The organism is Pseudomonas kilonensis (assembly GCF_001269885.1).
GTDB lineage: Bacteria > Pseudomonadota > Gammaproteobacteria > Pseudomonadales > Pseudomonadaceae > Aquipseudomonas > Aquipseudomonas kilonensis.
In genome coordinates this window covers 112,723-125,419 of the sequence record NZ_LHVH01000035.1, presented here as the reverse complement: position 1 = coordinate 125,419, position 12,697 = coordinate 112,723, and the positions used below count along the sequence as shown (strand labels likewise).

Below are 12,697 nucleotides of genomic sequence, written 5' to 3'. Positions count from 1 at the left end.
GCAAAGCTTGCTCGCGATGCAGGCGACACGGTAGCCATCAGACCGAGTTATCGTTCATCGCGGGCAAGCCTTGCTCCCACAGCGCCACCCACCGGCAGGTCGAACAAGCATTCAGACAGGTGCTCCATATGACCGCAGTCAACGTGTACCCACAACGCCCAACCACCGGGGCCAAGGCCGAGTCGTCGCTGCACCATGCCGACCTCGCCAGCCTGGTGGGCAAGGGCCGCAAGAACGCCGGTGTGACCGTGCGCGAGAAAAAACTCCTGGGCCACCTGACCCTTCGTGGCGACGGTCACGACCCGGCGTTCGCCGCCGGCGTGCACAAGGCCCTGGGCCTGGAATTGCCGGGCGCCCTGACCGTCATCGTCAAGGGTGAAACCAGCCTGCAATGGCTTGGCCCGGACGAATGGCTGCTGGTGGTGCCCACGGGCGAAGAGTTTGCCGCCGAGCAGAAACTGCGTGAAGCCCTGGGCGACCTGCACATCCAGATCGTCAACGTCAGCGGTGGCCAGCAGATCCTCGAACTGTCCGGCCCGAACGTGCGCGACGTGCTGATGAAGTCCACCAGCTATGACGTTCACCCAAGCAACTTCCCGGTGGGCAAGGCCGTGGGCACGGTGTTCGCCAAGTCGCAACTGGTGATCCGCCACACGGGCGAAGACACCTGGGAACTGGTGATCCGCCGCAGCTTCTCGGATTACTGGTGGCTGTGGTTGCAGGATGCCGCGGCTGAGTATGGGTTGAGCGTGCAGGCCTGATGTCGATCGTTCCCACGCTCTGCGTGGGAATGCATCCCGGGACGCTCCGCGTCCCAAAAGGCGGACGCAGAGCGTCCATGGCGGCATTCCCACGCAGAGCATGGGAACGATCAGAGGAGTATCACGAATGAGCCGCGCCCCAGACACATGGATCTTGACTGCCGACTGCCCCAGCGTGCTCGGCACGGTGGACGCGGTGACCCGCTTTCTGTTCGAGCAGGGCTGCTACGTCACCGAGCACCACTCCTTCGACGACCGACTCTCGGGGCGCTTCTTCATTCGCGTGGAGTTTCGTCAACCCGACGGTTTTGACGAGCAGAATTTCCGTTCCGGCCTGGCCGAACGCGCGCAAGCCTTCGGCATGGTTTTCGAACTGACGCCGCCCAACTACCGGCCCAAAGTGGTGATCATGGTCTCCAAGGCCGATCACTGCCTCAACGACTTGCTCTACCGCCAGCGCATCGGCCAGTTGTCCATGGACGTGGTGGCCGTGGTGTCCAACCACCCCGACCTCAAGCCTCTGGCCGACTGGCACCAGATTCCCTACTACCATTTCCCCCTGGACCCGAACGACAAGCCCTCCCAGGAGCGGCAGGTGTGGCAGGTGATCGAAGACACCGGTGCTGAGCTGGTGATCCTTGCCCGCTACATGCAAGTGCTGTCGCCGGAGTTGTGCCGCAAGCTCGACGGCAAGGCGATCAACATCCATCACTCGCTGCTGCCGGGCTTCAAGGGCGCCAAGCCGTATCACCAGGCCTACAACAAAGGCGTGAAACTGGTGGGCGCCACGGCGCACTACATCAACAACGACCTGGATGAAGGTCCGATCATCGCCCAGGGCGTGGAAGTGGTGGACCACAGCCACTATCCCGAAGACCTGATCGCCAAGGGTCGGGACATCGAAGGGCTCACCCTGGCCCGGGCCGTGGGGTATCACATCGAGCGAAGGGTGTTCTTGAACGCCAATCGTACTGTGGTGCTGTGATGGACGCCTTCGCGAGCAAGCCCGCTCCCACATTCGACCGCGTTCCACCTTTGGAATGCAGTCGAATGTGGGAGCGGGCTTGCTCGCGAAGAGGCCATTACTAACAACGCAAAAACAGCATCTGTAACCCGAGCAATCAACGCGCTGCCTGCCTGGGCAACGCAGTTCCACAAAAACAACAGCGAGGTGAAAGCATGTCTGGTAATCGTGGTGTCGTGTATCTCGGCAACGGCAAGGTCGAAGTACAGAAAATCGACTATCCAAAAATGCAGGACCCGCGCGGCAGGAAGATTGAGCACGGTGTCATCCTGCGCGTGGTCTCCACCAACATCTGCGGCTCCGACCAGCACATGGTGCGCGGCCGTACCACCGCCCAGACCGGTCTGGTCCTGGGTCACGAAATCACCGGTGAAGTGATCGAAAAGGGCAGCGACGTCGAGAACCTGAAAATCGGTGATCTGGTGTCGGTGCCGTTCAACGTGGCTTGCGGGCGCTGCCGTTCCTGCAAAGAACAACACACTGGCGTCTGCCTGACCGTCAACCCGGCCCGTGCCGGCGGTGCCTACGGTTACGTGGACATGGGCGACTGGACCGGCGGCCAGGCCGAATACGTACTGGTGCCGTACGCCGACTTCAACCTGCTGAAACTGCCGGACCGCGACAAGGCCATGGAGAAAATCCGCGACCTGACCTGCCTGTCCGACATCCTGCCCACCGGTTACCACGGCGCCGTGACGGCTGGTGTTGGCCCTGGCAGCACCGTCTACATCGCCGGTGCCGGCCCGGTTGGCCTGGCGGCCGCCGCTTCCGCCCGTCTGCTGGGCGCGGCCGTGGTGATCATTGGTGACGTCAACTCCATCCGCCTGGCCCACGCCAAGGCTCAAGGCTTCGAAATTGTCGACCTGTCCACCGACACCCCGCTGCACGAGCAAATCGCCGCACTGTTGGGCGAGCCAGAGGTAGATTGCGCCGTCGACTGCGTCGGCTTCGAAGCCCGCGGCCACGGCCATGACGGCGTCAAGCACGAAGCCCCGGCCACCGTGCTCAACTCATTGATGGGCGTGGTCCGCGTGGCCGGCAAAATCGGCATCCCCGGCCTCTACGTCACCGAAGACCCGGGCGCTGTCGATGCAGCGGCGAAAATGGGCAGCCTGAGCATCCGCTTCGGCCTGGGCTGGGCCAAATCCCACAGCTTCCACACCGGCCAGACGCCAGTGATGAAGTACAACCGCCAGTTGATGCAGGCGATCATGTGGGACCGTATCAACATTGCTGAAATCGTGGGTGTGCAGGTGATCAGCCTGGATGATGCGCCGAAGGGTTATGGCGAGTTCGATGCAGGTGTGCCGAAGAAGTTTGTGATTGATCCGCATAAGTTGTTTAGTGCGGCGTAAGCGGTAAAGGGCAAGACGGGGAAAGGGCGACAGTGATGTCGCCCTTTTTTGTTCAGTGCATCCCAGCGGCGGCGTTTCGGGACCGAAGCGATTTGGTTTGGCGGACCCTACTCAAGTGCGCCGAGGAGAGTTACGACCGATTCGAGTAGAACTTTTTCATGGTTATCGGCAATTTCTAATTCCTCGACCTTCCTCGGCGTAGTTGGGCTGCTCTTTCTTGGATGACTCGCACAAGGGGGTTGGATGGGCCTCTATCTTGGCTCGCTTGACGGCTACTGCTGGTAGGGGAGATAACCCTGCCCGAAGAATCTAAATGGTGTGATCCAAACGGCCGTCTACGCGGTGTGGGAGCTGGAGGGGGAGCATGCGCAGGAGCGACAACTTCAATCGGTGCGGTAATTGACGCAACAAGAGGGTGTTGAGGTGGCGGCTCGCGATAAAGGACTATGGGATCCGATCTGTGATCAGCGTAGTGAGGTGGCGAGTCGTTATAAGCAGAAGATGCCTCGATTGGATTCCCATGTATCTGGTTCCAGCCATCTTCTGCGTCAGCATAAGGAGGGGGTGCAGCTGGGCGCCTGTTGGGCATAACAGTGTTTGCTGCGCCGCCAATGGCCGCTGGAGATGTGGCGGCTGCGCGGGGCCTGGGTGTTCGAAGGTTCAGGCGGTTTAATATACCTTTCCATAGGTTAGGGAAATGCCCGGTGGGATCTGTCTTATTCACCGGATCCCCCACGCAATAGGCGTAAGCATTCAACCCTCCCTCCCCAAACGGACTCAAACTGTCCGGGCTGTTAAACCGCATCAATACCGGATTGAACGCCCGATACCCATTACCCAACAAATAATGCCCCGTCACCGGATCCGGCCGTTCGCCGTTGAAGCCGAGCAGGCTGAGTAAGCCGTTTTCCGGGGCACGGTGGCCGTAAGGCGTATAGGCTAGGGGATGAGGCTGCGTGGTATCTAGCGCGTGCAGCACCGAGCGTTGCTGATCGGTGGCGAGCAAGGTGGTTTCGACGGCGTCGTCCTGGCGCTGTTGTTGGGCCAGGAGTTGATCGCCCTGTTGGAATATCGAGCGCTGTACCGAGCCCTGGATCTCGCTGGTCAGGCGCTCCTTCAGGTAGAAGCGCTGGGTGTGGGCCTGGGCCGAGGGTGTGCAGGCGACCAAGCGATCCAGTGGGTCGTAGTGGTAACGGCAGAGCAAGGTTTTATCTGTGGAGGGCATCGGGCTTTACTCTGAGAAATACGAATAGGAACATCATTTTTAAGGGCAGTGGTCTAGCTAGTAGAAGTGTTAGCTTTGGTGGATTGTGGATTGCGAATTTCTTTGGTTGCGGCGCTAGGCGTAATCCCTTGATAGTTGTATTTTTGTTCTATGGTTATAGATCTTTTATCTATGGCGCGAATCATGATGTGCGTTATCTGTTGCTGGCTGTGGTTTTCTGAAGGAAGAGACTCGATTAATGATTTGATTCTTCGCTGATCGCTTTTTGTTAGTTCTTTTTTGGCTGTTTCGATAAACAAATCTAGTGATGTTTTCCTTTGTGCGGGGGTGGGAGGCTGTGAATTTGAGCTGGGTTTGGCGAGGGCAGACTCTAATGGTTGTGTTCTATCGGTTCGGTATGGTTTGGTCGTTGTGGAGAGTTGGTGTGTTTCCTTTTTTTTATAAATCCCTACTAAATTATATGGCGTGGCAGGTGTTTTGCGATTGTTGTGTTTTGAAAGTGGCTTCCAGAATCTCAGCTTTAATTTTGAGAAAAAGGAAAAGCGCCCAGTTGAATCGCTTTTATTTATCGGATCTCCCTCGCAGTACCCATATGCATTCAACCCACCCTCCCCAAACGGACTCAAATTGTCCGGGCTGTTAAACCGCATCAACACCGGATTGAACGCCCGATACCCATTGCCCAACAAATAATGCCCCGTCACCGGGTCCGGCCGTTCGCCGTTGAAGCCGAGCAGGCTGAGTAAGCCGTTTTCCGCAGGGCGATGGCCGTAGGGCGTATAGGCGAGGGGACGAGGCTGCATGGCATCGAGCGCGTGCAGCACCGAGCGTTGCAGATCGGTGGCGAGCAAGGTGGTTTTGACGGCGTCGTCCTGGCGCTGTTGCTGCGCCAGGAGTTGGTCGCCCTGCTGGAATATCGAGCGTCTCTCCGAGCCTTGGACTTCGCTGATCAGGCGCTCCTTCAGGTAGAAGCGCTGGGTGCGGGCCTGGGTCGATGGCGTGCATGCGGCCAAGCGATCCAGTGGGTCGTAGTGGTAACGGCAGAGCAAGGTTTTATCTGGGGTGGGCATGGGCTGTGCTCTGTGGTCAATACAGATAGCAACATCATGTTCAGGCAGAAGGTCGGCTGTCTAGCTAGCAGAAGTGTTAGGTTTGGCTGCCCCTGTCGGCCAGGCCTGGCGATGAAATCACCGACAATTGATGCAGGTGATCAGCCTGGATGATGCGCCGAAGGGGTATGGCGAGTTCGATGCGGGTGTGCCGAAGAAGTTGTCGATTGATCCGCATAAGTTGTTGAGTGCGGCGTAAGTGGTAAAGGGCAAGATGGGGAAAGGGCGACAGTGATGTCGCCCTTTTTTAATGATGTCCATGCAACTTTTAACTAGGTGGGCTTCACGTTTTGCGGACGGCTGATGATCGTATGCCAAGGTTTACTGCCAGTTCGCTATTTAGCTCATAGGTCTCTTGGGCTGTTTGAAGGTAAAGCTGTACACGTTGCTGCTCATAATGATTGCTGGCTATAAAGAACACTGTCGGACCGTCGCTGCCTGAAATGGAATCGTAGCTTAGCGTTTCTTTGATTTTTTCTATGGTTTTGCTTCTGTCAGTTATATATGAATTAAATTTTTCTTTGGTAGTTTTGAGTGTCTCGATTTTTTCGCTGCGATGGCCGATTAGCTTCGCATGGTGAATGGCATTGTCCGCGCTGGTGATTAGTCTTTTTGGGGTGGGGTTGTAGTGATCGAGGCTGTCTCTGACTACTTGATCGATGCCGTTGATTGTTCTGTCAGGCAACGAAGCTGCTGGTTGGGGTTGCCATTTTCTTTGTTTGGTGAATATCCCGAGCCAAGAGGACCTGGATGTCGAGTAGGTATTAACGAATGAATTGTAGTGACCTGTTGGATCTTTTCGATTTACCGGATCTCCGACGCTGTATGCATAAGCATTCAGCCCACCCTCCCCAAACGGACTCAAATTGTCCGGGCTGTTAAACCGCATCAACACCGGATTGAACGCCCGATACCCATTGCCCAACAAATAATGCCCCGTCACCGGGTCCGGCCGTTCGCCGTTGAAGCCGAGCAGGCTGAGTAAGCCGTTTTCCGCAGGGCGATGGCCGTAGGGCGTATAGGCGAGGGGACGAGGCTGCATGGCATCGAGCGCGTGGAGCACCGAGCGTTGCTGATCGGTGGCGAGCAAGGTGGTTTCGATGACGCCATCCTGGCGCTGTTGTTGGGCCAGGAGTTGGTCGTCCTGCTGGAAAATCGAGCGTTGTACCGAGCCTTGGATTTCGCTGGTCAGGCGCTCCTTCAGGTAGAAGCGCTGGGTGCGGGCCTGGGTCGATGGCGTGCATGCGGCCAGGCGATCCAGTGGGTCGTAGTGGTAACGGCAGAGCAAGGTTTTATCTGGGGTGGGCATGGGCTGTGCTCTGTGGTCAATACAGACAGCAACATCATGTTCAGGCAGAAGGTCGGCTGTCTAGCTAGCAGAAGTGTTAGGTTTGGCTGCCCACAGCGGCCAGGCACCACTCATAACCGGCTATTTCAGACCATCCCTAATGCGATTCATCGCCTCTGAGTAAGATGGCAGAAACAACTCATCGTAACTGGGAGGGGCATCAGGATCTCGAGGCCGAAAGTTGACCCGCTCGGCATGATTTATGATGATTGCAACAGGTGCTCTATGTCTTGCTCCAGTTTGTAAGAGGCTTCTAATATCTGCTCTAAACAGTGAAAGCATCAGACGCCAACGATTGGGATCTTCAGGGCGAACGGGTTCAGAAGCCGTCATGTTCCTCTCAGAATAGCCGGAATATGGGGCAGGGGCATTGCCCGCTATAATGTCTCTAGTTGTCCCTGCCGCGGATTTATTATTGAAGGTCTGTGATGGAATGGTTCCGGTTGTTGCCGGTGGATTTCGAGAGGCGACGGGTTGAGTGACCGAATCTGATGGCCTCATGAGCCCAGCTCTTCTCAAGACAACTTTTAACGGTTTCCAAGTATGCCCCGTTGGATCAATCCGATTTATCGGATCCCCAATGCAATAGGCGTATGAATTCAATCCACCCTCCCCAAACGGACTCGAACTGTCCGGGCTGTTGAACCGCATCAACACCGGATTGAACGCCCGATACCCATTGCCCAACAAATAATGCCCCGTCACCGGGTCCGGCCGTTCGCCGTTGAAGCCGAGCAGGCTGAGTAAGCCGTTTTCCGCAGGGCGATGGCCGTAGGGCGTATAGGCGAGGGGACGAGGCTGCATGGCATCGAGCGCGTGCAGCACCGAGCGTTGCAGATCGGTGGCGAGCAAGGTGGTTTCGACGGCGGCGTCCTGGCGCTGTTGTTGGGCCAGGAGTTGATCGCCCTGTTGGAATATCGAGCGCTGTACCGAGCCTTGGATTTCGCTGGTCAGGCGTTCTTTCAGGTAGAAGCGCTGGGTGCGGGCCTGGGCCGAGGGTGTGTAGTCGGCCAGGCGATCCAGTGGGTCGTAGTGGTAGCGGCACAGCAGCGTCTTGCGGTTCGCCAACATGACGTCGTTACCCGGAATGGAAAGCGCTTTATTCAGGCGTCACTCTCGTGGCCTGCATGCCTTTGTCGCCCTTTTCGATTTCAAAAAAAACCGTCTGCTTCTGTTTCAATGTTTTATATCCCTCGCCGGCGATGGCCGAGTAATGAACGAACAAATCCTCGCCTCCATTGCCGCAGGTAATGAAGCCATAGCCCTTTGCATCGTTAAACCACTTCACGGTTCCTTTGATTCGGTCGTTCATTTTTATTCTTCCTGCTTGCCCGAATGAAGAAAGGCACAGGGGCTGTGGGTTGCCCAGAGCCTTGTTTGTCGTTGTCACGGCTGCAGGTTAGAACCCGAATGAACAGCTGCCTACTGTCAACGTTGACAGTAGGCAATACCGAGAGGAAATAACGGCTTGCGCGTTGATAGTCGGATGACTGGCGCTGCGGTCAGGCCATGGCTTGTGCCTGCAAGCGCCGGCCGATCACGTCCAGCACGTCGCAGCCATCGCGCAACGGAATCGCCAGGAGCAGGGCGAAGTCGTGGAGGACGACGGCGTCGGAACTGAGCTCTTCGCGAAAGGCGATGTTTTCCAACAGCTGAGTCACGGCGCGGATGCGGTAGGCGGCGGTTTCGTGGAGGACGTCGAGGGGGGCTTGGGTGTCGATGAGCAGGGCGGCGGGGGAGCAGTCGACGCCGGTGAGGGGCATGTATCGGTTCATTGGGTGGAGCCTCATTTAGTTAAATTGGGACTTCTGACCGCAGTGTTCCGAGTCGCCAAACCCGAGTCGCCATGTGGACGACGGGACGAACTATAGGCATCGCGGATTGGCTTGGGCAAGGCTCGCTGTTGCGGGGGATTTCCCAAGTAGTTGTAAGATTTTTAGTCGACGGTGATCGAGCGCCGGTTGTGGCCAGAAATTGCACGCGTCGGGTTGTGGACACTGTGTAGGAGCTGCCGAGTGAAACGAGGCTGCGATCTTTCCCCAGACACTTGAGTCTCAAGCGAAAGATCAAAAGATCGCAGGCTTCGCCAGCTCCTACAGGGTCCAAGTGCCCTCGCCACGGTTATCGATGGGCCGTTGCAGCCTCGACTCGTTCGCAAAATTCAGGGTAGAAACCTTTGGCGCTAGGGCCTTGGCAATAGTCCTGCGCCTGGGCCAGGGCGTCGCTGCTGAATTTCAGGCTGCGGGGCATGCCGGCAAAGGTTTCGTAGCCGCCTTGTTGGGTCTTGATGGCGTCGAACCCTGGCATGTCATAGACCAGTTCCACATCATCATCGGCAAGGATCCGCGCCTTGACCGTCACTTGCGTGTACAGCTTGCCCCCTGGCGCGCCGCTGAGCGCTGCCAGGCCATGGCCGACAACCCGCAGCAGGTGCGGGACCCAGGGCTCGCAGTCATCCGCGCAAGCACCTGGACGGTAAAGCACCGTCAGCGTTTGCTGGTCGCGGGTCACATCGGTAAGCGTCGGGTCGGAGCGCTTGATGCGGTGTTCGATGGTCAGCCAGGTCTTTTGTTCTTCGCTGGTGCCGTCGGCCAGTTCCGGATTTAGCGGGCCGCGCTGGCATTCGTTGACGCCCAGGACAATGAGCATGCCCGTCAGGATGACGGCGAGGGTCGCGCCGCCGATTTTTACGTTCATGGGCAAACTCTGCTGGAGAAAGCCGCACTGTACGGTAACGGTGCAGGCGATGGCAGGGCGCCTTGAAACGCTGTGCAGGAACAGTGACGCGGTTGCCATTCCCGATCAAAGAAACAGGTTGAAGTAGTCTCCGTCCATTAACCTGCACATTCTGGTGTTCGGGCTTTCGCAGCGATTGTTCACCCACCCTGAAAAGGCCGGTTCCAGGATCTGCTGATACTCCATATTCAGATTTATGTCCCCGTACCGGCACGTGATGGTCGCCCTTGTGGCTGCCTGTATTTCCTCGTCGGCTTCATGGATAACGTACTCGGCACCTTCGAACTGCAACGATGCCGGGTCGACCACGTCCACCAGGCTTTCGCTCTCCCATTCGTGGTCGTCCTGTATCTCGACGAAGAAAACATCTTCCACCGATTCAATGTTTCTATGGATGTCAGTGACGGCAGGGCAGGTTATTTCACCGGCATGGGCGTGGCCGACAATCAATAAAAGTAACACCGCGCGTCCAGCCAGTATTTTTTCCATCTGCCAGGCTCCAAAAGTCTCCGTTCAACGATTCACGGCTTTGGTCGGGCGGGCTACTGTCAATGTAGGCAGTTATTTATGTCAATTTAGAACTGTATATGGATGTTTGGTAACTTTTAGATATATTAAAAAGCGCAGTTTTCGTTGAATCAGACACTTCTGACGGCCTTTGGAGAATTTTCTGTAATGGCTATCAGCCATTTATGTAATACGTTTAGGAACAATCTGCGTCCGCGCCAGTCCAACGCTCGCTTTACGCCGCTCTTCATGAGCGGCTTTTTCATGGTCTAGAGGATGTCCCGGATGAAGGTTTCACGTGGTTTTGCTCTGTCTTGCCTGTTGACGCTGGCTGCCAGCCCAGCCTTCGCGCAGTTCAGCCTCAGTGATGCAGCCAATGTGGTGTCGGCGATGCAGGGCAACCAAGGCGAGCAGGGCGAGGGCGCCGTGGCCGCCGCGCCGAAAGCCGCCGGCCTGCTCAACACCTTGGGATCGGAACTCAAGATCACGCCGGAACAGGCCATCGGCGGTGCCGGTGCGATGCTGGGGCTGGCGAAGAACCGACTCAGTGAGCCGCAGTTTTCCGAGTTGAGCAAAAGTGTCCCGGGCCTGGATCAGATCGCTGGGAACAGCGCCATCGGCGGGCTCAATGGCCTGGGCGGTTTGCTCGGGGGCGGGTCGGACAAGAATGCACTGCTCGACGGCTTGCTGGGCAACGTCAAGGACACCGGCGACCTGAACAACGCCTTCAGTGCGCTGGGCATGGACAGTGGCATGATCGGCCAGTTTGCCCCGATCATCTTGCAGTACCTCGGTCAACAGGGTGTGGCGGGTTCGTTGCTGCAGAATCTGGGGGGGATTTGGGGGAGTAGTGCGGGTGTTTGATGAGGGTGTGGCGACATCGAAAATCCGCCACGCAACCATCAGAATCTCAAGCTGAAGTAGTCGGTGTTCACTCGTCTGCAGGTGTTGGTGTCCCGGCTGGCGCAACGGTCGGCCGCCGAGGGTAAAGACATCGGCTGATAATCCAGCGTGAGATTGTTCTCGCCGTAATTGCAGGTGATGGTCACCCTCCTCGTTACCTGCTCATCTTCGTCGGGTTCATGGATCGCGAACTCGGCGTCGTTGAAGGGCAGTGCCGCCGGGTTGAGCTCCTGCACGAAGCTCTGGCTTTGCCATTCGGGATCATCCTGCATTTCTACCGTTTCAGTGTGGTCATGGAGTTGTGTCACGGCTGGACAAGTGACTTCTCCAACGTGGACATGGCCGATCATCAGCAGAATTATTCCGCCGCCGCCCGTCATGAAGTTTCGCATGGGTGTGCTTCCGTATTAGGGGTCGGGGACATGGTTATGGCTGCGTCTGGCGAGGGGTACTGTCAGGGTTGACAGTTTTTTATGCTGATTTGGAATTAGGAGAGGATTTTTAATGGTCCTAACGTAGATCAAATAATTATTTGATCTACGGCCTCGTTGGGGCTTGCGACGGGGCGCCTAAGACCGAAGGTGACGATATTAAGATCGGGTACATCTCGGTTTTTCTGAGGTTGTTATTTTCTTATTTTATTAGCGGCATTTTGTGTGGCCTCACGGTAAGTTGGCGGGGCGTCGGACCGTGAAACGGATAGGGACGATGTTGGGCGAGCTAGGCGCTGCGCTGCGAGTTCGATTTGGTGTGTTCTTTGGTGTATTTTGTACTCGCGATATATATGGGTGGTCTGAACTAATTCATTTAGTGCGCTGGGTCGACCTCTAAGTGGTTGAAGGATAGGGAGGCGGTCGTTGAAATCCCATTCGGGCCTGGAGGAGAAGGATATTTTTTCTTGTAACTTCATTGTGAAGCTTCTTATTTCGTGCTCATTATAGTGTTTCAATTGAAAGTTTGATGGGGGGCGGTCAGAATTATAAAAGGGGTTGTCAGGAGCTATAGGTTGTAAAAGAACGATGCGTCCGTCTTTTAGCCCGATTCCGGAATCAAATCTTTCCCAAAAAGGCTCTGTCGGTCTTGCTCTTCCGAAGTGTGATCTGAACCAAGTAAGTAGAGAGTGTCCAGTCGGATCTACTTTATTTACAGGGTCCCCCACACAATACGCATAAGCATTCAACCCACCCTCCCCAAACGGACTCAAACTATCCGGACTATTAAACCGCATCAACACCGGATTAAATGCCCGATACCCATTCCCCAACAAATAATGCCCCGTCACCGGATCCGGCCGTTCGCCGTTAAACCCCAGCAAACTGAGCAGACCGTTCGCTACCGGGCGATGGCCGTAAGGGCTATAGGCAAGGGGATGAAGCCGGTTCGCATCGAGCACATTCAACACCGACCGCTGCTGATCGGTCGCCAGCAGGGCGGTATCAACCTTCGTATCCTCGCGCCGACGTTGCGCCAACAACTGGTCTTCATGCTGAAATACGCTGCGCTGCACCGCGCCCTGTATCTCTGTCGCCAATCGGCTTTTGCAATAAAACCGCTGAATTCCAGCCTCAGCAGAAGGCGCACAATCGACCAGCCGATCCAGCGGGTCGTAGCGGTAGCGGCACAATACGGTCTCACGAGGGGCAGCAGGCATGCTCCGAACTCCGTGCAAGGTCCAAACATCCGGACCTCCAGCATCGGAGCTTTTTCAGCCGCTGCCTACTATCAGAAC

At 56.5% G+C, this 12,697-nt stretch carries 13 protein-coding genes and 2 pseudogenes; 5 read left to right on the top strand and 10 right to left on the bottom strand.

Features of this window, described 5'->3' with window-relative positions; all coding sequences use genetic code 11:
* The first annotated feature begins 128 nt into the window (after positions 1–128).
* From AD662_RS25980 to fdhA, 3 genes are all read left to right on the top strand, one after another.
* Positions 129–761, top strand: a complete 633-nt coding sequence (locus AD662_RS25980; protein WP_018610499.1) for a sarcosine oxidase subunit gamma — start codon at positions 129–131, stop codon at positions 759–761.
* 127 nt (positions 762–888) lie between these two features.
* Positions 889–1,746 (top strand): formyltetrahydrofolate deformylase, encoded by an 858-nt coding sequence (purU, locus tag AD662_RS25975; protein WP_018610503.1) that lies wholly within the window; start codon positions 889–891, stop codon positions 1,744–1,746.
* A gap of 194 nt (positions 1,747–1,940) precedes the next feature.
* Positions 1,941–3,140 (top strand): formaldehyde dehydrogenase, glutathione-independent, encoded by a 1,200-nt coding sequence (gene fdhA, locus AD662_RS25970; protein WP_003177608.1) that lies wholly within the window; start codon positions 1,941–1,943, stop codon positions 3,138–3,140.
* Between the two features lie 691 nt (positions 3,141–3,831).
* Here the strand turns inward: fdhA and AD662_RS29030 are convergent.
* Together AD662_RS29030 and AD662_RS29885 are read right to left on the bottom strand one after the other, a co-directional pair.
* Positions 3,832–4,365: pseudogene (locus tag AD662_RS29030) on the bottom strand (RHS repeat-associated core domain-containing protein); the annotation flags it as partial.
* A 53-nt stretch (positions 4,366–4,418) separates the two neighbouring features.
* Complete coding sequence (locus AD662_RS29885) at positions 4,419–5,435, bottom strand: RHS repeat-associated core domain-containing protein (RefSeq protein ID WP_018610509.1); 1,017 nt, start codon at positions 5,433–5,435, stop codon at positions 4,419–4,421.
* 130 nt (positions 5,436–5,565) lie between these two features.
* On the opposite strand from AD662_RS29885, the pseudogene AD662_RS25955 reads away from it, so the two are divergent.
* Positions 5,566–5,673 (top strand): annotated as a pseudogene (locus tag AD662_RS25955) (hypothetical protein); the annotation flags it as partial.
* 84 nt (positions 5,674–5,757) lie between these two features.
* Here AD662_RS25955 and AD662_RS29880 read toward each other — a convergent pair.
* The 6 genes from AD662_RS29880 to AD662_RS25930 form a co-directional block, all read right to left on the bottom strand.
* Positions 5,758–6,783, bottom strand: a complete 1,026-nt coding sequence (locus tag AD662_RS29880) for an RHS repeat-associated core domain-containing protein (RefSeq protein WP_235862373.1) — start codon at positions 6,781–6,783, stop codon at positions 5,758–5,760.
* A gap of 120 nt (positions 6,784–6,903) precedes the next feature.
* Positions 6,904–7,893 carry an RHS repeat-associated core domain-containing protein gene (locus AD662_RS29875; RefSeq protein ID WP_235862372.1) on the bottom strand — a complete coding sequence of 330 codons (990 nt, stop codon included), beginning with the start codon at positions 7,891–7,893 and terminating at the stop codon, positions 6,904–6,906.
* 28 nt (positions 7,894–7,921) lie between these two features.
* Entirely contained in the window at positions 7,922–8,134 is a 213-nt protein-coding gene (locus AD662_RS25945; RefSeq protein ID WP_018603565.1) for a cold-shock protein, read from the bottom strand.
* A gap of 190 nt (positions 8,135–8,324) precedes the next feature.
* Positions 8,325–8,597, bottom strand: a complete 273-nt coding sequence (locus tag AD662_RS25940; RefSeq protein WP_018603560.1) for a hypothetical protein — start codon at positions 8,595–8,597, stop codon at positions 8,325–8,327.
* A 346-nt stretch (positions 8,598–8,943) separates the two neighbouring features.
* Entirely contained in the window at positions 8,944–9,519 is a 576-nt protein-coding gene (locus tag AD662_RS25935; RefSeq protein ID WP_053189982.1) for a hypothetical protein, read from the bottom strand.
* Between the two features lie 105 nt (positions 9,520–9,624).
* Positions 9,625–10,047, bottom strand: a complete 423-nt coding sequence (locus tag AD662_RS25930) for a DUF3757 domain-containing protein (protein ID WP_053189981.1) — start codon at positions 10,045–10,047, stop codon at positions 9,625–9,627.
* A gap of 303 nt (positions 10,048–10,350) precedes the next feature.
* Here AD662_RS25930 and AD662_RS25925 point away from each other — a divergent pair, with 303 nt between their 5' ends.
* On the top strand, positions 10,351–10,929 hold the full coding sequence (locus tag AD662_RS25925) for a DUF2780 domain-containing protein (RefSeq protein ID WP_053182592.1): 579 nt from the start codon (positions 10,351–10,353) through the stop codon (positions 10,927–10,929).
* 38 nt (positions 10,930–10,967) lie between these two features.
* On the opposite strand, the gene AD662_RS25920 is transcribed toward AD662_RS25925, so the two are convergent.
* A complete protein-coding gene (locus tag AD662_RS25920) occupies positions 10,968–11,360 on the bottom strand; it encodes a hypothetical protein (protein ID WP_074849499.1) in 393 nt (130 codons plus the stop codon).
* A gap of 233 nt (positions 11,361–11,593) precedes the next feature.
* Positions 11,594–12,619, bottom strand: a complete 1,026-nt coding sequence (locus tag AD662_RS29870) for an RHS repeat-associated core domain-containing protein (protein WP_235862371.1) — start codon at positions 12,617–12,619, stop codon at positions 11,594–11,596.
* Positions 12,620–12,697: the final 78 nt, after the last annotated feature.

What these genes read in the sequence shown, in the direction of transcription:
- AD662_RS25980 (WP_018610499.1), top strand. Translation starts at nt 129, where the DNA reads ATGACCGCAGTCAACGTGTACCCACAACGCCCAACCACCGGGGCCAAG.
- purU (WP_018610503.1), top strand. Translation starts at nt 889, where the DNA reads ATGAGCCGCGCCCCAGACACATGGATCTTGACTGCCGACTGCCCCAGC.
- fdhA (WP_003177608.1), top strand. Translation starts at nt 1,941, where the DNA reads ATGTCTGGTAATCGTGGTGTCGTGTATCTCGGCAACGGCAAGGTCGAA.
- AD662_RS29885 (WP_018610509.1), bottom strand. Translation starts at nt 5,435, where the DNA reads ATGCCCACCCCAGATAAAACCTTGCTCTGCCGTTACCACTACGACCCA.
- AD662_RS29880 (WP_235862373.1), bottom strand. Translation starts at nt 6,783, where the DNA reads ATGCCCACCCCAGATAAAACCTTGCTCTGCCGTTACCACTACGACCCA.
- AD662_RS29875 (WP_235862372.1), bottom strand. Translation starts at nt 7,893, where the DNA reads ATGTTGGCGAACCGCAAGACGCTGCTGTGCCGCTACCACTACGACCCA.
- AD662_RS25945 (WP_018603565.1), bottom strand. Translation starts at nt 8,134, where the DNA reads ATGAACGACCGAATCAAAGGAACCGTGAAGTGGTTTAACGATGCAAAG.
- AD662_RS25940 (WP_018603560.1), bottom strand. Translation starts at nt 8,597, where the DNA reads ATGAACCGATACATGCCCCTCACCGGCGTCGACTGCTCCCCCGCCGCC.
- AD662_RS25935 (WP_053189982.1), bottom strand. Translation starts at nt 9,519, where the DNA reads ATGAACGTAAAAATCGGCGGCGCGACCCTCGCCGTCATCCTGACGGGC.
- AD662_RS25930 (WP_053189981.1), bottom strand. Translation starts at nt 10,047, where the DNA reads ATGGAAAAAATACTGGCTGGACGCGCGGTGTTACTTTTATTGATTGTC.
- AD662_RS25925 (WP_053182592.1), top strand. Translation starts at nt 10,351, where the DNA reads ATGAAGGTTTCACGTGGTTTTGCTCTGTCTTGCCTGTTGACGCTGGCT.
- AD662_RS25920 (WP_074849499.1), bottom strand. Translation starts at nt 11,360, where the DNA reads ATGCGAAACTTCATGACGGGCGGCGGCGGAATAATTCTGCTGATGATC.
- AD662_RS29870 (WP_235862371.1), bottom strand. Translation starts at nt 12,619, where the DNA reads ATGCCTGCTGCCCCTCGTGAGACCGTATTGTGCCGCTACCGCTACGAC.